A 21,207-nucleotide genomic window follows, 5' to 3' on the forward strand; every position below is an offset into this window, starting at 1 on the left:
CCGCTGCGATCACATGACCTTTTCGGCGCCGCCGTCGATGATGTAGTCCGCGCCGGTGATGAAGCCCGCGACGGGAGAACCGAGGAACGCGACCAGAGCGGCCACCTCTTCCGGCTCGGCCCAGCGGTTGAGCGGAACCTGCGCGAGCATCGGCAGGTTGGGCATGAAGTCCTTGGCCTCCATGTGGAAGGTCGCGCTGAGCCGCGGGCCGTACTCGTCCCACAGCGGCGTGCGGATCAGGCCGGGGGAGACCGCGTTGACCCGAATGCCTTGCGGGCCGAGCTCATTGGCCAGGCTCTTGCTCCACGCGGCCAGTGCGGCCTTCGAGGCGGCGTACCAGTACGGGCCGGTCGAGGGGAAGCGGGCGACCGCGGTCGAGACGTTGACGATCGCCGCGCGCAGGGTGGGCCGCAGCGCGCGGGTGACGTTCAGATTCGCGAAAAGGTTGAGCTGGAAGGCTTTCTGCCAGGTCGCGTCGTCGATATCGGCGAAGTTGCCCAGCTGCAGGCCCGCCAGCCCGCCGACGACGTTGACCAGCAGATCGACGCCGTCGAATTCGGCGACGACCGCCTGGCGCAGCTGCTCGACGCCCTCCTCGGTGGTCAGATCGGCCTGGACGGTGATCGCGCCGGTTTCCTTGAGCTTCGAGGTGACGGCGAGGTCGGCACCGAGCACGGTTGCCCCCTCGGCGATCAGTGTCTGAGTGATGGCGCCGCCGATGCCACCGCCGGCGGCCGTGACCACTGCGGTCTTGCCTGCGAGCTGCAGATCCATGCTCTTCTCCTAATTGGTAGTTGACCCGAACAAACCGGATTCGAATAGCCATTACCGGGGGCCTGTCCCGAACCTAGACGGCCGCACACATTCGTCGCGAACTGTCGGTTAATGAGACGCTCATCGAGCCCATTACCAGGTAGTTTGCTGCGGCTATCGGCCGACCGGTAGGCGGGGTCAGCGGGGGCTGAATTGCGTTTGCAGGCGGTCTGGATTTTATCCGGATAATAGGATCTACTGAGCGCGTCGATATCGAGGCGCTAGGGGACGGAAATTACTGTGACATTAGAAAAGCATGCGTTGCTGGAGTCCAGCGGTGCCACCAGGAAGAGCCCGGGCGAATGGATTGTGCACGTGCCGCGCACGTGGTGGTCGTGGTCCGGCCCGCTCGGCGGACTGCTCAACGCGCTCGCCGCCCAGGCCGGTGCGGACCTCGTCGACACGGCGGCGGTGCCACAGGCCACGCATACCCAATTCCTGCGAAACCCTTGGGACGCACCGATTTTGCTGGTCGCCACGGTGGAGCGAGCCGGCCGGACCGCCGAGTTCGTCACGGTGCGCGGGACGCAGGGCGAGGACACCATCTTCATCTCGACCATCGTGTTCGCGCACCGCACGGGTGGGGCCGGGCAGCAGCGGATCACCGCGCCCTCGGTACCCGCGCCCGAGGATTGCCCGGAGATCCATTTTCCGCCGGAGCTGGTTCCGTTCGGGCAGCAGTTCGAGCTGCGGCAGGCCTGTGGCGCCTTCCCGATGACCGGGTCGTCGACCGCGGAAATGGGTGCGTGGCTGCGCATGCGGCCCGAGGTCGCGGCGGATTCGCTGGTGGCCATCGTGGCCATGGACGCCATGCCGCCTGGGCTCTATCCCACGCTGTCCGAACCGCTCGCGATCGTGTCAACCGAGCTGTCCATCCACCTGCACGGCGATCTGGTGCGCAATCCCATCGACGACTTCGTGCTGGCGGTGCAGCGCAACATCACCAGCGGTGATGGGTGGTGTGTGGACGAGGCAAGCCTGTGGGATCGCGCGGGCGGACTGGTGGCCTCGTCTCGTCAGCTGCGCCGGATCCTCGACGGCGGAAAGTAGTTCGTTCACAGCACGCGGCCGGGCCCCTGCTGCTGTGGGGTGCCGGCCTGCCTCCGTCCGGTGACGATCGGCCGCTGTCGCCCGCGGTGCGTCCCGCGTCGAACCCGCGCGACACACCGCGAAACCGCGCGACACACCGCGACCTCGGCCCGACACGGCGGCGAATTTCCCGCTGGGCGAGGGAGAACCTTGCTCCTTACGCGGATTTCTTGTTGAATTCGTTTGAACGTCATAAAGTTCCCCCCATATGGGGGGTCAAGCAAGTGTTCGGTAGGGCCCTAATCTTTGGCCCGACAGCACTTTTGTGACATTGTATCGTGTACGATGAATTATCCGGGGGCGCAGGATGACCCGTAAAATGGTGTACGCGGCGGGTGGTATCGGCCCCGCGACGCTGCTGCTGGAGATCTGATTCCGCAGTTCAGCAATGGTTTCGGCTCGACACGGCACGGCGCTCCATGATGCGGAGGAGTTCGTCCGAATTGTCGCTACCGCAATGTCGAGCCAAATGGAACACACCAATACCGGGGGCATCCGCGAGCTGTGAAATCTGTTGACGGGTGATTGATTTGGCTGATAATTTCTGCCATGAAGTTATCTGGGTGATCGAATGTTGTGAGGCCGAGGCCACCAGCTGGATCGTGGCCGAATGCGAGCTCGTCGCGCCCGGTGACGCCCGATGCCCACTACAACGAACCCGGCCTCTGCCGGGCTTGCGGTCCGTGCCCGAAAGCTATTGCTGAGCAACAGTCCTTGCTCTGGGTGCCGACACCAAAACCCCGGTGGGTGTGGCGGTGATCGCACCACCCGCCGGGTGCCGAGATCGCCATGCGGTCCTGCCCGGACGGCGATCCGCGACGTCGTCGCTTGCCGCTGCGAGTACGCCAACGAGGGGAGTCCATCAGTGCTGGAAATCTGTATAAACCGGTGCGCCAGAACAACTTTCGGATTCTACCGCCGATCTCCGCGAAGTGTTCGTCGTTCGGGTTGACGACGATTTGGAACTGTGTAACATCGTTCTAGAGAGCACTAAACGATACTGACCGGTACTAATGAGACTGAGCGGTATTAACGGAAAGGCTGATTGATCAGCAAACGCTGACTGGCTCACCCGGTCCTGGCCTTGCGGAACGGAGGCCGCCGGTCGGGACATCCGGCAGGGCGCCGTTACCGGTGAATCCTGTTACGGGAGAGTTGATTCCACGTGTGGGGGTTCGCCATGCTATTTCGAATACTCGGTCCGTTGGAGGTCGTGCACCGCGACCAGCAAGTTGCCATCGGTGGCGCCAAACAACGTGCGACGCTTGCTTTCCTGCTGCTGCACGCCAACCGGGTCGTACCGACCAGCAAGCTGCTGGACGCACTGTGGGCCGGATCCGAGCCGCCCGCCACCGCCCGCAAGATTCTGCAGAACGCGGTATCGGGACTGCGCGGCGCGCTGTCGGTGAATGCCGTGCACGTCGGTGCGGGCACCCTTGTCACCAAGCCACCGGGATACATGGTGCGGGTCGACGACGATCAGATAGACCTATCTCGTTTCCGTAAACGGGTACAGGAGGGCCGGACCGAGCTGGCAGCGGGCTCGCCGAAGGCGGCCTCGGTGATTCTCAGTGAGGCACTCTCGCTGTGGCGCGGATCGGCGTTGGCCGATCTGGTGGAGATCGGCACGGATTGGCCGGAGTTGACCGCGCTGGAGAACGCCAGGATCGACGCGATGGAGGACTACTTCGCCGCGGAACTGGCCTGCGGTCGACATCAGACGATGCTCGGTGCGCTGGAGAGCATGGTCGAGGCGGAACCGTTGCGCGAGCGACTGTGTGGCCAGCTGATGCTCGCGCTGTACCGCTGTGGTCGGCAGGCCGCCGCGTTGAACACTTACAGCCGGGTGCGGGCCACCCTGGTCTCGGATCTCGGCGTGGAGCCCGGCCGGGAACTGCAACTGCTGCAGCACGCGATCCTGAACCAGGACGCCTCGCTGCATCTGGCCGGTATGCCCGCATCCGACGAGCCGATCGTCGTGCAGTGGCCGCGACCGGACGACCGGGCGCAGTCGGACGAGCCGGTCCCGCCGGTCGAGGTGCCGCACGCCGAGCAGCGGCCGGTTCGGCCGGTGCCGAAACCGCCTGTCGTTCGGGAACTTTCGGCGGTGTGCCGGGAGCAGGTCAGCCTGCTGCTCGTGCAGACCGAGCTCGGATTCGACCGGGACGCGGGTGAACCCGAGGACATCGATCGGATGCGCGACGAAGTGGCGCTCGACATTCGGGGACTCGTGCAGGATTTCGGCGGCGCCGTCGTCACCTCGATGGGCTCCGTCTCGCTGGCCGTCTTCGGGCCCGTCGCCCAGAATCAGGATCACGCGGAGCGCGCGGTCCGGGTGGCGGACGCGATCCTCGATCGGCTGGGTGACGTGCCCGTCGTGCGGGTCGCCGTGTCCACCGGCGAGGCCTCCATCCGGTACCGATCCGGGGAGATAGATGTTCCGCAGTCGCCCAACGGGGCGGTGCTGGAACGATGTCAATGGCTGTTGGCCGGTGCGCCTTCCGGTGCGATCCGGGTGTGCGGTGTCACCAGGGACGCGACGGCGGCGCAGGTCGGCTACGACCAGGTCGGTGACGGGTCGTGGATCTGGCAGGTCACCTGTGTCCGGGAGCGGTCGCGGGCGACCAGCTCGATCGGCGCGCCGGATCGGGAACTGGAATTGGACGTCTTGCACGGCACGCTCGAGCGGGTGCGGCATCGGGCTGTGCCGCATCTGATCACGGTGCTCGGCGAGGCGGGGGTCGGCAAAACGAGGTTGTTGCGCGAGTTCGAGCGACGGGTGCGCGAACAGGATGTCGACACCCGGTTCGTGGTCTGCGATGCGCCGCGCCTGCCCGCGGTGAACGGTGGCGCGGTGCCCTTGGCGATCGTGTCGACCTGCTGCGGCATCACGCCTGCCGATTCGGCCACGATGGCGGGTGACAAGCTCGCCGGATTCCTGCGCAGGCTGCTTGGTTCGGGTGAGGCCACGCGCAGGCTGACGCATGCGTTACGACCGCTCGTCGATTCGCCGCGCCCGCTCAGTACCGTGGAGATGTTCGATGGTCTGCGCGTTTTCTTGCGCACTCTCGCCCGGGATTGTCCACTGGTACTGGTCATCGAGGACCTGCATCGGGCCGACGACGATCTGCTGGATTTCGTGGAGGGCCTCGGGGCCGACCTCGGTGAGGTGCCGGTGCTGGTAATCCTCACCGCGCGTGACGATCTGCTCGGCAGGCGGCCGGGCTGGGGTGGCGGAATGCGCCAGTTCAGCACGATCGCCTTGGATCGGCCGTTGGCGGCGGGCCAGGAGCCCGCCGCCAAGATCCGCTACCTCGATGAGCGGGTGCCGGGCCGACGAGGCGATTCGCTCGTGGCCGGCGTGCGAGCCGGTGCGAGATAGGAGGTATCTCAATGCAAGCCCCGCTTTCCCGGAGTCCAGAACGGCTTCACCGTGATCGCGTCGCGTGGCCAGTCGCGTTCCCGGACCAGGTGGTCCCGGACCGCCTGGCAGGTTCGGGCCTCGCCGGCGATGTATGCCGCACCGGGCGTGTCGGGTAGGTTCAGCGTGGTCAGTGCGCTCAGCAGGGTGGGGGAGGAGAGCGCGGGGGCGCCCTCGCGGTACACCCGATGCAACCGATGTTCGCCGGGGACGGGCAGTTCGTCCGCCGCCGACTCGCTTTCCAACAGCCCGTACACCCGCTCCCGTGCGTCGAGCCCGCGGATCATGGCGCCGAACGCGACCGTCGCGGTTTCTTCGCCGATGAACAGATGGTAGGGGGCGTCCCCGGTGACGAAGTCGCCCTGCGGGCCCCAGTACGTCACCTCATCGCCGGGCTTCGCATCGCGGGCCCAGGTCAGGCCGATGCCTTCGCCGTCGTACAGGTGCGCACGCAGCTCGAATGTCTTCGCCGTCGGCGCGTAGTCCCAGATGGTGTAGCTGCGCAGCGTCTCGACGGGACGGAAGATGCCGTAGATGGACAGCGGATCGTTGATCTCGATCCGGACGTGCTGGCCCGGGGTGTAGGGCAGTTTGCCGAGTTCTTCGCTGTGGATCCGGATGGACTTCATCGTCGGGGTGACGGACTCGACGTGGGTGATGGTCCCTTGGGCCTTGTACTTGGCGAAGAGATATTCCAGGGGTTTCCGTGCGGAGCCGCGCCGGGGGTTTGCCAGGTTTTCCCGCATGTCGTTCTCCCGCACATCAAGGGACCCTAACTTGAATTATAGTATCTAACTAACCAGACGAATACCATCGTGTCAACCGCTTCGAGGTCAGGAACAAGCAATGCCCCCACAGACCATGAGCCGCAGGGAGCGGTTCCGCCAGGCCACCCTCGAGGAGATCCGCACGACCGCCAGGAAACTCCTGATCGAGGAGGGTTCCGCCGCGGTCACGGTCAACGCGGTGGCCAGGGAGATGGGCATGAGCGGGCCTGCGCTGTACCGGTATTACCCCAGTCATGAGGCGCTGGTCGAAGCGGTCACCGCGGACTTCTACCAGGAACTGGTCGCTACCATCGAGGGGGCGCGCGACGACAACATGGACGAGTCGCTCTCGCGCAGGCTGCTCGCGATGAGCCGGGCCATGCGCGGCTGGGCCATCGCGCATCGCGCCGAATTCGGCTGGATGTTCGCGAGTCCGGCCCCGCCCTCGGGCAGCGCCCCCGACTCGCCGCGGCAGCGGGCCGAGCACGAACTCGAGCAGAGCTTCCTCGAGCAGTTCGTCGAGCTGTGGGAGGAGCGGCGGTTTCCGGTACCCGATATCGACGAGCTGGCGCCGTCGCTGCGCGAGCAGCTGTTCGACTACGCGCCCAAGGTGGGCAGGCGGCTGCCCGCCGAGGCGATCTACGTCTTCCTGTCCATCTGGATCAGGCTGTACGGGCTGTTGTGCATGGAGGTGCTGAACCAGCTGGTGTTCGCCTTCGCCGACGTCGAGCCGGTCTTCGAGGACTGCCTGCGTGAGGTGTTCGGGCAGCTCGGTCTCGAGTACGAACCGCAGTAGGCCGACCGCTGCTTGGCGGCCCTGTGGCCAGGTCGATTGGTGTGGCTGGCGGAACTAAGACGTTCTGTTAGTGCCTATAACTACTGTTAAATGCTCTATTGACGACGTTTCGAGTGCTGTGTACGCTCGGGGCTACGCGGTCGACGAAACCGCTCACATCGTGCTCGAGTAGCTCACGAGCACTCGGGTACCTGGGCTCGGGCTAGCCGGATAGTCCGAGCCCAGGCCCCGTTTTCGCCCCTGAAACATGGGTAGACCGTCTTTCGCCCCATCGGCCGACCACTGTCGGGTAATAGGTTCTAACCGTTGCCAGCAAATCGCGATTACTGCGCCATGACTGGCCTTGCCTAGGCTTTTTCTTGCTCGGAATATGCGAGGCATAACGGTAGAACTCATTATCCTCAGTGGGAGTTCATTCATGAATCGACAGTCGATGGATTGCGATCGGATCGCGGTGGTCGGGATGTCCTGCAGGCTGCCGAAGGCCGCGAGCCCCGACGCCTTCTGGGCGTTGCTGCGCGATGGCGCCAGTGCGTTGGACGAGGCGCCGAAGGGCCGGTGGGCGGGAACGTCGACCGAGCCGGGCGTGCGGCGCGGCGGTTTCCTCGACGAGATCGGTCACTTCGACGCCGAGTTCTTCGGCATCTCCCCGCGCGAAGCCGTCTCGATGGACCCGCAGCAGCGCATCGTCCTCGAACTGGCCTGGGCCGCACTCGAAGACGCGCGGATCGTCGCGGACCGACTGCGCGCGGAAGCCACCGGCGTCTTCGTCGGTTCGCTGCGCGACGACTATGCCGGCCTGGTCAACCAGCACGGTGCGGCGGCGATCACCGAACACACCATGACGGGGGTGAACCGGGGCGTCATCGCCAACCGGGTCTCCTACCAGCTCGGGCTGCGCGGACCGAGCCTCACCGTCGACACCGGACAGTCCTCCTCCCTGGTCGCCGTGCACCTCGCGTGCGAGAGCCTGCGCTCCGGCGAATCCACCCTGGCCATCGCGGCCGGCGTCAACCTGAACATCCTCGCGGAGAGCGCGCTGACCGAGGAACGCTTCGGCGGCCTCTCGCCCGACGGCGAGTGCTACACCTTCGACGAACGGGCCAACGGGTTCGTCCGCGGCGAAGGCGCCGTGGTGCTCGTCCTCAAACCGCTCGAGGCCGCGCGCGCCGATGGCGACCGGATCCACGGTGTGCTGCTCGGCAGCGCGGTGAACAACGACGGCGCCACCGACGGCCTCACCGTGCCGAGCGCGCAGGCCCAGGAACTGGTGGTGCGCAGGGCGCACGAGAACGCGGGCATCGAGCCCGACGCCGTGCAGTACGTCGAACTGCACGGCACCGGCACCCCGGTCGGCGACCCGATCGAGGCGGCGGCCCTCGGCGCCGCGCTCGGCACCCGCCGAGCCACGGGCACGCCGCTGCCGGTCGGCTCGGCGAAGACCAACGTCGGCCACCTCGAAGGCGCCGCGGGCATCGTCGGGCTGCTCAAGGTGTTGCTGAGCATGCGGCACCGCAGGCTGCCCGCCAACCGCAACTTCGCCGTGCCGAACCCGCGCATCCCGCTGGCCGAGCTGAACCTGGTCGTGCAGACCGAGCTGACGCCGTGGCCCCGGCCGGACCGCCCGCTGGTCGCCGGGGTCAGCTCGTTCGGAATGGGCGGCACCAACTGCCATCTGGTCGTGCAGGACGCGCCGAACGTCACCGCACCGGCGGCGCCGTCCGCGGTCGAACAACCCGCCGCGCTGCCGTGGATCCTGTCCGGCCGGTCCCCGGCCGCGTTGCGCGGGCAGGCCCAACGGCTGCTGACCGCGCTCGAGGGTTCCGAAGCGGATCCGACCAGGGTGAGCCTGTCCCTGATCGGTGACCGGGCCACCTTCGAGCATCGCGCCGCCGTCATCGGGACCGACCGGGCCGAGTTGCTGTCCGGGCTGAGCGCGCTGGCGGGCGGCGATGTAGTGCCCGGCGTGGTGCGCAGCCCCTCGGCCGGCGCGCTGGCCCGCCCCAGGGTGGTGCTGCTGTTCCCGGGCCAGGGCCATCAGTGGGCCGGAATGGCGCTGCGGCTGTGGGCGAGCACGCCGGTCTTCGCCGAGTCCATGACCGAATGTGCAAGGGCGCTCAGCGAATTCGTGGACTGGGAGCTCGAGGAGGTGCTGCGCGCGACGGACGGCGCCGCTCCACTGGAGCGCGTTGATGTGGTGCAGCCGGTGTTGTTCGCGGTGATGGTCTCGCTGGCTCGGCTGTGGCGCTCCTACGGGGTGGTGCCGGACGCGGTCGTCGGCCACTCGCAAGGGGAGATCGCCGCCGCCTGCGTGGCGGGCGCGCTGTCGCTGCGCGACGCCGCACGCGTGGTCGCGCTCCGCGCGAAGCTGCTCACCGAGCTCGCCGGGCAGGGTGGCATGGCGTCGGTGTGGCTGCGCAAAGACGAAGTGGCCGAGCGGATCTCGCCGTGGGCCGGTCGGTTGTCGGTGGCCGCGCTCAACGGTCCCGGCTCCGTGGTGATCGCGGGTGAGGTTGCCGCACTGGAGGAATTCCTGGCCGCGGCTGCGGAAGACGAGGTGCAGACCCGCCGGATCGCGGTCGACTACGCCTCGCATTCGGCTCAGGTCGAGCAGATCCGCGCGGAGTTGCTCGCCGTGCTGGACGGTATCGAGCCACAGCCGACCTCGATACCGTTCCATTCGACGGTGACCGGAGAGGTGATGGCCGGTACCGATCTCGACGCCGAGTACTGGTACCGAAACCTGCGCCGGACAGTGCATTTCGAGGAGACCGTCGACAACCTACTGAACGACGCGCGCGGCGCGGTGTTCATCGAGGTGTCGGGTCACCCGATGCTGGCGATCGGTGTCGCGCAGACCGCCGAGGCGCGCGGCGCCGAGGCCGTTGTGGTCGGCTCGCTGCGCCGCGGCGAGGACGATCCCGCGCGTTTCCTGTCCTCGGTGGCCACCGCCTATGTGCACGGTGCGGCCGTCGACTGGACGCGCGCGTTCCCGGACACCGGGGTGCCGCACGTCGACCTGCCGTCCTACGCGTTCCAGCGCAGGCGTTTCTGGGTCGGCGAGCGGACCCGCGCGGTCACCGCGAACGGTTCCGACTTCGCGCAGCGGCTCGCGGGCGCCGATCCCGCCGAGCGCCGCCAGGCCCTGACCGAGCTGGTGCGCACCCACGCCGCCGCGGTACTGGAGTACGCGGACACCGCCCAGGTGATGGACCGAAAGACCTTCAAGGACATCGGTTTCGACTCGCGCAGCTCGGTCGAGCTGCGCAACCGGCTGCACGACGCCACCGGTCTGCGACTACCGACCTCCCTGCTCTTCGATCAGCCGACGCCCGAGGCACTGGTCCGATACCTGGACGCCGAACTCATCGAGCTGCCCGATATCGAGCAGACCCCGGCCCCGATCGCGGACACCAGCGACGAGCCGATCGCGATCGTCGGGATGGCCTGCCGCTACCCCGGCGGCGTCGAATCGCCCGCGGACCTGTGGCGTCTGGTCGCCGAGGGCGGCGACGCCATCTCCGGCTTCCCGGTGAACCGGGGCTGGGACGACATCTACCACCCCGATCCGGAGCGTCCGGGCAAGAGCTACGTGTCCCATGGCGGTTTCCTGCACGAGGCGGACACCTTCGACGCGGCGTTCTTCGGCATCTCCCCGCGCGAAGCGCTGGCCATGGACCCGCAGCAGCGGTTGCTGCTGGAGACGGCCTGGCAGACCCTGGAGGACGCCGGCCTCGATCCGGAGACGTTGCGCGGCAGCCGAACCGGCGTCTTCATCGGCGCGATGGCTTCGGACTACGGCCCACGGATGCACGACGCGCCCGAGCACGTCGAGGGGCATCTGCTCACCGGCGGCACGGCCAGCGTCATGTCCGGTCGTATCGCCTATCAGCTCGGCCTGCTCGGGCCGGCGACCACGGTGGACACCGCGTGCTCGTCCTCGGTGGTCGCCTTGCACCTGGCGATCCAGTCGCTGCGTGCGGGCGAGTCGACCATGGCCTTCGCCGGCGGCGTGACAGTGATGTCGACGCCGGGCATCTTCGTCGAGTTCTCCCGGCAGCGCGGTCTGGCCACCGACGGTCGGTGCAAGCCGTTCGCGGCGGCGGCCGACGGTACCTCCTGGGCCGAAGGGGTCGGCCTGCTCCTGGTCGAGCGGCTCTCCGACGCCCGGCGCAACGGGCATCGGGTACTCGCCGTCGTCCGCGGCTCCGCGGTGAACTCCGACGGCGCGTCCAACGGGCTCACCGCGCCGAACGGGCCGAGCCAGCAGCGGGTGATCCGCGCCGCGCTGGCCGACGCCGGCCTGACCGCCGCGGACGTGGACGCGGTCGAGGCACACGGCACCGGCACCACCCTCGGCGACCCGATCGAGGCCGAGGCGATCATGGCCACCTATGGCCGCGCGCGCACCGCCGAGCGCCCGCTGTACCTCGGTTCGCTCAAGTCGAACATCGGCCACGCGCAGGCGGCGGCCGGTGTCGGCGGGATCATCAAGATGGTCGAGGCCATCCGGCACGGCGTGCTGCCGAAGACGCTGCACGTCGACGAGCCGACGCCGCATGTGGACTGGAGCACGGGCGCGGTCGAACTGCTCACCGAGGCGCGGCCGTGGCCCGCCACCGGCGCGCCCGCACGGGCCGCGGTGTCCTCGTTCGGGATCAGCGGCACCAACGCGCACGTCATCCTGGAACGCTTCGACGAGGAACCGGCGGCGGCGGCCGCCGAGCCGCCGAGCACGTCGATCCCGTGGTCGCTCTCGGCCCGTGACGAGGACTCGCTGCACGCCCAGGCCACTCGGTTGCGCGCGTTCCTCGCCGACCACCCCACCGCGGCCCCCGCCGATGTCGCCCGAACCCTGCACTCCCGGCACGCTTTCGAGCGGCGCGCGGTGATCACCGGCCGCGACAACGCCGACCTGCTCGCCGGCTTGGACGCGCTGATCCAAGGCGCAGAGTCGCCGAACCTGGTGTTGGGCAACGCGCGAGGCGTCGGTTCGACCGCATTCCTGTTCGCGGGCCAGGGCGCTCAGCACCCGGGCATGGGCCGCGAGCTCTACGCCGAGTTCGGTGCGTTCGCAGACGCATTGGACGAGACCTGCCTGGAACTGGATCGCTGGCTGGCGCGGCCGCTGCGCGAGATCCTCTTCGCCGAGGACGGCACCGAGGACGCCGCGCCGCTGCACCGCACCGAGTACACCCAGCCCGCGCTGTTCGCGTTCGAGGTCGCGCTGTTCCGGCTGCTCGAACAGTTCGGCCTCACCCCGGACCTGCTGGTCGGCCACTCGGTCGGCGAGCTCACCGCGGGCTATGTGAGCGGGTTGTTCTCGCTCGCCGACGCCGCCAAGCTGATCGCCGCGCGCGGCAGGCTGATGCAGGCGGTCCGCTCCGGCGGGGCGATGATCGCGGTCGCCGCGGCAGAACTGGAGATGAGTCGCTCGTTGCTGGGGCACGAGCTCGATATCCGGATCGCCGCGGTCAACGCCCCGGAGTCGGTGGTCATCTCCGGCGACGAGAGCATCGCCGAGTTCATCGCGGCAGGCTGGGCCGCGCAGGGCCGGGTGACCCGCAGGCTGCGGGTGAGCCACGCGTTCCACTCGCCGCACATGGACGAGATCGTCGCCCGGTTCCGCGAGGTCGCCGAGGAGGTCGACTTCCGCACCCCGGCGCTGCCGATCGTGTCCACGCTGACCGGCAAGCTCGCCTCGGTCGACGAGCTGCGCTCGGTGGACTACTGGGCCCGTCAGGTCAGCGGGACCGTGCGCTTCCTCGACGCGATGCGCACCCTCGAGAGTCAGGGCGTCACCCACTATCTCGAGGTCGGCCCGGACGCCACACTCGCGCCGATGGTGCGCGGCGGGGTCGAATCCGCCGCCGCGATCATCGCCCCACTGCGGGCGGGTCGTTCGGAGACCGAGTCGTTCGTGGGCGGGCTCGCCACCGCGTACGCCAGCGGCCTTCCGGTCGATCTCGCACCGGTGCTGCCCGGCGCCGGGCAGGTGGATCTGCCCACCTACGCCTTCCACCGCGAGCGTTTCTGGCTCGCACCGCGGCCGAAGACCGACGCGCGCGGCCTCGGGCTCGCGGCCGCCGAGCATCCGCTGCTCGCCACCACCGTCGAACTCGCCGAGGCGGGCGGCGCGGTGTACACCGGCAGGCTCTCCCTCGAGGCGATGCCGTGGCTCGCCGACCACGCGATCGACGGCAACGTCCTGGTGCCCGCCACCGCGTTCCTCGATTTGGCGTTGAGCGCGGGGGAGCGGGTCGGCGCGCACCGGGTGGACGACCTCACCCTCACCGCCCCGCTGTTCCTCGCGGGCACCGACGCGGTCTGGATTCAGGTCGCGCTCACCGACGTAGACGCCGGTGGCAGTAGGGCTTTCACCGTGCACTCCCGACTCGACGAAGACGAGTTCGGGTCCTGGACCCGGCACGCCACCGGCGTGCTGACCACGCAGGCGGAGGGGACTCCGGCGGGGTCGGCCGACTGGCCACCCGCCGGGGCGGCCGCGGTCGATCTGGACAACGCCTATGCCCGGCTCGCCGAGCTCGGCTACGAGTACGGGCCCGCGTTCCAGGGGCTGCGCGCGGTGTGGCGGCAGGGTGCCGACCTGTTCGTCGAGGTCCGGCTGCCCGAGGAACAACACAGTGACGCAACGCGATTCGGCATCCACCCCGCGCTGTTGGACGCGGTCCTGCACGCCCACGTGCTGACCGCCCCGGCCGAGGAGGGCCACATCAGGCTGCCGTTCGGCTGGGCGGGCGCCGTGGCGCACGCGGTCGGGGCGACCGAGGTGCGGGCCAGGATCGCCGCCCTCGGCACGGACCAGATCGCGCTCACCATCACCGATCGGACCGGCGCACCGGTCGCGACGATCGAATCGCTGTCGCTGCGCGCGGTGACCAAGGAGCAGCTCGCCGAGACCGCGCAGCGGAGCAGCCAACCGCTGCTGGCCATGCACTGGCCGACGCTCGCCACGCCGACCGCGCCGAGTCCCCGGTGGACCAGGGTGGTCGGCGGCGATCTCGCGGCCGCGGCGGGCGCCGAATACGCCGTGGTCGACATCCCCGGCGGACCGCACGGCATCGAGGCCGCGCACGCCGCGACCAGGCACGCGCTCGGCCTGGCCCGCGCGTGGCTCGCCGACGACCGTTTCGCCGACTCCCGGCTGGTCTTCGTGACCTCCGGCGCGGTCGCCGCCGTTCCTGGCGAGGACGTGCCCGCGCTGGCCGCCGCCCCGATCTGGGGACTCGTCCGGTCCGCGCAGACCGAGCACCCCGGCCGCTTCGTGCTGGTGGATCTCGACGACCCGAGCGCGGACAACGCGTTGTCCGCGGCGCTTACCAGCGGCGAGCCGCAGATCGCCGTGCGCAACGGTGAGCTACGGGTGCCGAGGGCGACTCGGGTACCCGAGGCGGAACTCGCCGCGGCGCCAGAGCTCGACCCGACGGGCACGGTCCTCATCGTCGGCGGAACCGGCGGGCTCGGTGGGCTTTTCGCCCGCCATCTGGTCGGCAGACACGGCGTGCGCAGGCTGCTGCTGTGCAGCCGCCGCGGCGCGCGGACCCCCGGGGTGGACGACCTGGTCACGGAGCTGACCGGACTCGGCGCCGAGGTGACGGTCGCGGCCGTCGACGTCGTGGACCGCGCCGCCCTCGCCGAACTGCTGGCAGGCATCCCGGCCGAGCATCCGCTGACCGCGGTCGTGCACACCGCGGCCGTGCTTGCCGACGCCACGATGTCGGCGCTGACCGACGACGGCATCGACACCGTGTTCCGGCCCAAGGTCGACGCCGCCTGGCATCTGCACGAGCTGACCAAGGACAGCGACCTGGCCGCGTTCATCCTCTTCTCCTCGGTCTCCGGGCTCGTCGGCATGGCGGGCCAGGCCAACTACGCCGCCGCCAACACCTATCTCGACGCGCTCGCCGCGCACCGCGTCGCCGCGGGACTGCCCGCGACGGCGCAGGCGTGGGGTCTGTGGGACGGGACGGTCGGTCTCGGCGGCACGCTGCGCGACGGCGACATCGCCCGCTGGGCGCGCTTGGGCGTCACCCCGCTGACCCCGGAACAGGGCCTTGCGTTGTTCGACTCGGCGTTGGGCAGCACCGGCCCGCTGGTCGTGCCCGCCGCGCTGAATCTGGCCGCGCTGCGCGACGGCGACGAACCGCCGGTCGTCTTCCGCGATCTGGTGCCCAAGCGCCGCCAGCGGACCGTCCGGTCGGGCGCGAAGACCGACGATTCGACCGGGACCTGGCTCCGTGAGATCGCGGAGCTGCCCGAGGAGAGCCGTTCGGCGGCCATCTCGAACCTGGTCTGCGCGACCGTCGCGACCGCGCTCGGCTACACCGACCCCGCGGCCATCGAGCCCGATCGCGCGTTCACCGAACTCGGCGTCGACTCGCTGGCCGCGGTCGAACTCCGTAACCAGCTCGGCGCACTGACCGGGCTGCGCTTGCCGAGCACGGTGGTGCTGGATTACCCCTCGGCCCAAGCGCTCACCGCTTTCCTGAGTGAGCGCGTCGCGGCCGAGCAGGCCCCCGCGGCCGATCCGATCCTGACCGGCCTCGACTCGGTGAAGGCGATGATCCAGGCCGCCGGTCCGGACGAACAGATCGTCGCCCGGCTCCAGGAACTGCTGGAACTCGCGGGCGGCGGCGCGGACCGCGACGCCGAATCACACGAAGATCTGGCGTCGGCGAGCGACGAGGAACTGTTCGCCTTCATCGACGACGGCCGCGGGTGAACCGCTGTGCCGCAACGGATTATGCGCTCGCATCGCAACTTGACTGAGCACCGGAGGTTGGAAGCACGTGGCTGACGAGAAAGAACTGCGGGAGTACCTACGCAAGGCGATCGCCGACGCGCGGGACGCGCGCAAGCGCGTGCGCGAGCTGGAGGATCGGGATCGAGAGCCGATCGCCATCGTCGGCATGGCGTGCCGCTTCCCCGGCGGGGTGCGCACGCCCGACGACCTCTGGCGATTGGTGGACGACGGCGTCGACGCCATCTCCGAGTTCCCCACCGACCGCGGCTGGGAAGAGCTGGCCGACCTGTTCGACACCGACCCGGACAAGCCGGGCAAGTCCTATGTCCGGCACGGCGGGTTCATCGACGACGTGACCGGCTTCGACCCCGAGTTCTTCGGCATGTCGCCGCGTGAGGCACTCGCCGCCGACCCGCAGCAGCGCCTGCTGCTGGAGAACACCTGGGAGGCGATGGAGAGCGCGGGGATCGTGCCAGCGAGCCTGCGCGGCACGCGGACCGGCGTGTTCGTCGGTCAGATGTACCACGACTACGGCGCACGGCCCGACCTGCCCAAGGAGGGCTTCGAGGCCTACATGACCAGCGGCAGCATGGGCAGCATGGCCGCGGGCCGGGTGGCGTACACCTTCGGCCTGGAGGGGCCGACGGTCGCGGTGGACACCGCGTGCTCGTCCTCGCTGGTCGCCATGCACCTCGCCGCCAACGCGCTGCGCCGCGGCGAATGCGAGTTGGCCTTCGCAGGCGGCATGACGGTGATCTCGACTTCGTTGCCGTTCAAGGAGTTCAGCAGGCAGCGGGCGCTGTCCCCGGACGGTCGCTGCAAGTCGTTCGCGGCCGCCGCGGACGGCACGGCCTGGGCCGAGGGCGTCGGCATCCTGCTGCTGGAGCGGCTGTCCGAGGCCGAGCGCAACGGGCATCGGATCTACGCCGTGCTGCGCGGTTCGGCGGTCAACCAGGACGGCGCCTCGAACGGCCTGACCGCGCCGAACGGTCCCGCGCAGGAGAACGTGATCCGGCAGGCGCTGGCGAGCGCAGGCCTGCAACCGAACGAGGTGGACGCGGTCGAGGCGCACGGCACCGGCACCAAGCTCGGCGACCCGATCGAGGCGCAGGCCATCCTGTCGACCTATGGCCAGGGCCGGGCCGAGGGCCTGCCGCTGTGGCTCGGTTCGATGAAATCCAATATCGGCCACGCCCAAGCCGCCGCAGGCGTCGGCGGCGTGATCAAGATGGTCCAGGCGATCCGCCGGGCCAAGCTGCCGCGCACCCTGCACGTCGACGCGCCGTCGCCGCACGTGGATTGGGAGTCCGGCGCGGTCGAGCTGCTGACCGAGCCGAGGGACTGGCCGCAGACCGGTGCGCCGCGCCGGGCCGCGGTGTCCTCGTTCGGGCTCGGCGGCACGAACGCGCACGTGATCTTGGAGCAGGCGCCGGAGCCCGCGCCTGTCCCGGTCGAGCGCGCCGCCCCGGCCACCGTGCCGTGGGTGCTGTCCGCGCGGACCGCCGACGGGCTGCGCGATCAGGCGCGCAAGTTGCGGGCCTTCGTCGACGAGCACGAGCCGGACACCGCCGATGTGGCGTTGACCCTCGCGACCGGACGCGCGGTGCTGCCGCACCGGGTCGTGGTGACCGGGCAGGATCGCGCTGACTTCCGGCGTGCACTCGGCACTGTCGAGGCGGGGCAACCCGGTCGCGGCGTGGCCTGGGTCGAGCGGTCGCGCACGGGCAGGCTGGCGTTCCTGCTGACCGGTCAGGGCGCCCAGCGACTCGGCATGGGCCGGGAACTCTACGGTTCGTCGCCGGTGTTCGCGGCCGCGTTGGACGCGGTGTGCGCACAGCTGGACCGCTCGCTCGAACGTCCGTTGCAGGCAGTGCTTTTCGCGCCGGAGGGTTCCGCGGACTCGGCGCTGCTGGATCAGACCGCGTACGCCCAGGCCGGGTTGTTCGCGGTGGAGACGGCACTGTTCCGGCTCGTCGAATCCTGGGGTGTGCGACCGGATTTCCTACTGGGTCACTCCATCGGTGAGGTCACCGCGGCGCATCTGGCCGGTGTGCTCGATCTGCCGGACGCCTGCCGTCTGGTGGCGGCGCGCGGCCGGTTGATGCAGGCGGCCCGCGAGGGTGGCGCCATGGTCGCGATCCAGGCGAGCGAGGACGAGATCAAGGCCTCGCTGGCCGGTGTGGTGGACCGGGTGTCGATCGCGGGCATCAACGGCCCGCGTTCGGTGGTGATCTCCGGTGACGAGGCCGTCGTCGAGCGGATCGCGGACGAGTGGCGCAGCCGGGGGAGCAAGGCCAAACGCCTCACGGTGAGTCACGCGTTCCACTCGCCGCACATGGACGAGGTGCTCGCCGAATTCGAGGCGGTCGCCAAGTCGGTGCGGCTCGGTGCGCCGCGAATTCCGATCGTGTCCAACGTGACCGGCGTGCTGGCGACCGAGGAGCAGTTGCGTTCGCCCGGGTACTGGGCTCGGCACATCCGCGAGGGCGTCCGTTTCCTCGACGGCGTGCGGACCCTCGAAAACGAGGGCGTCACCGACTATCTGGAACTCGGCCCGGACGGCGTGCTGAGCGCGCTCGTCCCGGGTTGCCTGACCGGTGCGCCGGGGTCGGCGCTGCCGATGTTGCGGGCGAACAGGGCCGAGGACGACACCGTGGCGACGGTCATCGGTGCCCTGCACGCCAGGGGCAAGGTCGTGGACTGGTCCGCGGTGCTGCCCGGCGCCACCCGGATCGAACTGCCGACCTACGCCTTCCAGCGTCAGCGCTACTGGCTGGAACAGCAGAATCGGCCCGCCGACGCCGTCGGCCTCGGCCTCACCCAGGCCGGTCATCCGCTGCTCGGCGCGGCCGTGCGGCTCGCGGGCGAGGACGGTGTGCTGTGCACCGGCCGCGTCTCCCTGCACACCCACCCGTGGCTCGCCGATCACGCCATCTGGGGTTCGGTGTTGGTCCCCGGCACCGCATTGCTCGAGCTCGCGCTCCGGGCGGGCGCCGAGGTCGGCTACACCCGGATCGATGAACTCACGCTGGCCGCACCGCTTGTCCTGCCCGAAACCGGCGGCGTCCAGCTGCAGGTGCGGGTCGGCGCCGCGGACGAGACCGGCGCTCGACCGGTCACCGTGCATTCGCGCTCGGACGACGCCGACGCCGAGTGGAGCAGGCACGCGAGCGGCCTGCTCACCGCAGCGGAGCCGAGCACGGCGGACCCGGCCGAGTTCCTGACCTGGCCGCCCGCCGACGCCGTCGAGGCCGAACTCGACGACATCTACCCTGGCCTGACCGAGCGCGGCTACGCCTACGGCCCCGCGTTCCAAGGATTGCGTCGAGCCTGGCGCCGCGGCGACGACATCTTCGCCGAAGTCGCACTGCCCGAGACGATCCACACCGACACCGACCGGTTCCTGGTGCACCCGGCGCTGCTGGACGCCGCGCTGCACCCGCTGCTGCCCGGCGTACTGGGCGACGACGGCGACGCCAAACTGCCCTTCGCCTGGAGCGGCGCGCGACTGCGCGCAGGCAACGCCACCGTGCTCCGGTTCCGGCTCACCGTCACCGACTCCGCGCTCGCGCTGGTCGCCGCCGATGAGGCGGGAACCATTGTCGCCGAGGTGGATTCGCTCGCGCTGCGGCCACTCGCCAGGGACGCGCTGTCCCAGGCGAACGGCATCCTGCGCGACGGTCGGTTCCGGGTGGACTGGACGCCGCTGGACGGCCTCGACGCGGCCGAGACCGGCGACTGGGCCGTGCTCGGCGCGGACCAGCGCCTGCTCAGCAACGGCGCCGTCGTGTACCCCTATGCCGACCTCGGCGCGCTGGCCGCCGCGCTCGATCGGGGCGTGAAAGCGCCTGCCGCGCTGCTGCTTCCGTTCGATCCGAGCGACATCGAGGAAGTGCCCGCCGCGGTACACGAGGCATTGCGCGAGACGCTGCGCCTGACCGCGGCCTTCCTCGCCGAGGACCGTTTCGCCGACACCAGGCTGGTCGTGCTGACCACCGGCGCGATCGCCGCCGGCGAGGAGGACGTCACCGATCTCGGCCACGCGGGCGTCTGGGGCATGCTGCGCTCGGCGCAGGCCGAACACCCCGACCGGATCATTCTGGTAGACGCCGATACCGCCGACACCGTCCTGCCCGCCGGTCTGGCCAGCGGCGCCGAACCGCAGCTCGCGCTGCGCGGCGACGCCCTCCTGGTGCCCAGGTTCGCCCGCGTCACGGCGACCGAGGAACACACCACGGGCTGGGATCGCGGCACGGTGTTGATCACCGGCGCCACCGGCGCACTCGGCGCGGTACTGGCCCGCCACCTCGTCACCGAGCACGGCGCGCGGGACCTGCTGCTGCTGTCCCGCCGCGGCTCGGACGCGCCCGGTGCCGCCGAAATGCGCGCCGAGCTCACCGAACTCGGCGCGACCGTGACGATCGCCGCCTGCGATGTCACCGACCGGGACGCCCTCGCCGGCGTGCTCGCGGCGATCCCGGCCGAGCGGCCGCTGACCGCCGTCGTGCACACCGCCGGTGTGCTCGATGACGGCGTGCTCACCGCACTCACCGAGGATCAGCTCGACCGAGTGCTGCGGCCGAAGGTCGACGCGGCCTGGCACCTGCACGAACTCACCCGCGAGCTGGACCTGTCGGCCTTCGTGCTGTACTCTTCGCTCGCCGGGCTGCTCGGCACGGCGGGCCAGGCCAACTACGCGGCGGGCAACACCTTCCTCGACGCCCTCGCGCAACACCGTCGCGCGCATGGGCTGCCCGCGGTATCGCTGGCCTGGGGCCTGTGGGAGGAGACGAGCGCGATCAGCGGGACGCTCAGCGAGGTCGACCGTAAACGGTTGGCGCGCAGCGGTGTTCTCGCGCTGAACGCCCGCGACGCGATGACGCTCTTCGACGCCGCGCCCGCCTCGGGTGCCGCGGTGCTGGCGCTGACCAGACTCGACACGGCCACACTGCGCAACAGGGGCGAGGAGCCTCCGGTCCTGCTGCGCGGACTGATCCGGACGAAGCACAGCACCGCTGAAACCACCAGCGAGGCAAGCGGACCCGACCTCGCGACCCGGCTGGCCGGGCTGTCCGAGGACGACCGGAGCCGGACGCTCGTCGAACTCGTCTGCGCCCAGATCGCGTCCGTGCTCGGGCACAGCGACGCGAAGAGCGTCGAACCCGACCGCCCCTTCCAGGAGCTCGGTTTCGACTCGCTGACCGCGGTCGAGCTGCGCAATCAGCTCGGCGCCGTCAGCGGGGTGCGGCTGCCGAGCACGGTGGTCTTCGACTATCCGTCGGCCGGCGCGCTGGCCGGCTACCTCGGGGAACAGATTGTGGTCGAGGAGGTTTCGGCCGCCGAGCCGATCCTGGCCGGCCTCGACTCGCTGAAGTCGATGCTGACCACGATCGACGGGGACGAGAACGCGCTGGAGCAGATCACCGCGCGGCTACAGGAACTTTTGGAACTGTCCGGAAAGGGCAGCGGACGCGACGCCGAGGAGAACGAGGACCTGGCGTCCGCGAGCGACGAGGAGCTCTTCGCCTTCGTCGACGGCACCGACTGATCATGGATA

At 69.7% G+C, this 21,207-nt stretch carries 6 protein-coding genes and 1 pseudogene; 5 read left to right on the top strand and 2 right to left on the bottom strand.

The genetic code is table 11. The annotated features are described in order from the left end of the window. Positions 1-9: 9 nt before the first annotated feature. Positions 10-774 carry an SDR family oxidoreductase gene (locus tag ACIHA7_RS23305; protein ID WP_397293019.1) on the bottom strand — a complete coding sequence of 255 codons (765 nt, stop codon included), beginning with the start codon at positions 772-774 and terminating at the stop codon, positions 10-12. 279 nt (positions 775-1,053) lie between these two features. On the opposite strand from ACIHA7_RS23305, the gene ACIHA7_RS23310 reads away from it, so the two are divergent. Continuing rightward, positions 1,054-1,863 (top strand): acyl-CoA thioesterase, encoded by an 810-nt coding sequence (locus tag ACIHA7_RS23310; RefSeq protein WP_397293020.1) that lies wholly within the window; start codon positions 1,054-1,056, stop codon positions 1,861-1,863. Between the two features lie 1,252 nt (positions 1,864-3,115). Continuing rightward, positions 3,116-5,284 carry a BTAD domain-containing putative transcriptional regulator gene (locus ACIHA7_RS23315; RefSeq protein WP_397293141.1) on the top strand — a complete coding sequence of 723 codons (2,169 nt, stop codon included), beginning with the start codon at positions 3,116-3,118 and terminating at the stop codon, positions 5,282-5,284. A gap of 8 nt (positions 5,285-5,292) precedes the next feature. Here ACIHA7_RS23315 and ACIHA7_RS23320 read toward each other — a convergent pair whose 3' ends face one another. Then, complete coding sequence (locus ACIHA7_RS23320) at positions 5,293-6,084, bottom strand: siderophore-interacting protein (protein ID WP_397293021.1); 792 nt, start codon at positions 6,082-6,084, stop codon at positions 5,293-5,295. 85 nt (positions 6,085-6,169) lie between these two features. Here ACIHA7_RS23320 and ACIHA7_RS23325 point away from each other — a divergent pair, with 85 nt between their 5' ends. The 3 genes and pseudogenes from ACIHA7_RS23325 to ACIHA7_RS23335 all read left to right on the top strand — a co-directional run. Next, complete coding sequence (locus tag ACIHA7_RS23325) at positions 6,170-6,886, top strand: TetR/AcrR family transcriptional regulator (protein WP_397293022.1); 717 nt, start codon at positions 6,170-6,172, stop codon at positions 6,884-6,886. Between the two features lie 418 nt (positions 6,887-7,304). Continuing rightward, positions 7,305-15,629 carry a type I polyketide synthase gene (locus ACIHA7_RS23330; protein WP_397293023.1) on the top strand — a complete coding sequence of 2,775 codons (8,325 nt, stop codon included), beginning with the start codon at positions 7,305-7,307 and terminating at the stop codon, positions 15,627-15,629. An 82-nt stretch (positions 15,630-15,711) separates the two neighbouring features. Next, positions 15,712-21,198, top strand: a pseudogene (locus ACIHA7_RS23335) (type I polyketide synthase); the annotation flags it as partial. Positions 21,199-21,207 lie beyond the last annotated feature (9 nt).

The organism is Nocardia sp. NPDC052316 (assembly GCF_044547795.1).
Taxonomy (GTDB): Bacteria; Actinomycetota; Actinomycetes; order Mycobacteriales; family Mycobacteriaceae; genus Nocardia.

Excerpts from the sequence above, each read along its gene's own strand:
- ACIHA7_RS23305 (WP_397293019.1), bottom strand. The coding sequence starts at position 774 with ATGGATCTGCAGCTCGCAGGCAAGACCGCAGTGGTCACGGCCGCCGGC.
- ACIHA7_RS23325 (WP_397293022.1), top strand. The coding sequence starts at position 6,170 with ATGCCCCCACAGACCATGAGCCGCAGGGAGCGGTTCCGCCAGGCCACC.
- ACIHA7_RS23330 (WP_397293023.1), top strand. The coding sequence starts at position 7,305 with ATGAATCGACAGTCGATGGATTGCGATCGGATCGCGGTGGTCGGGATG.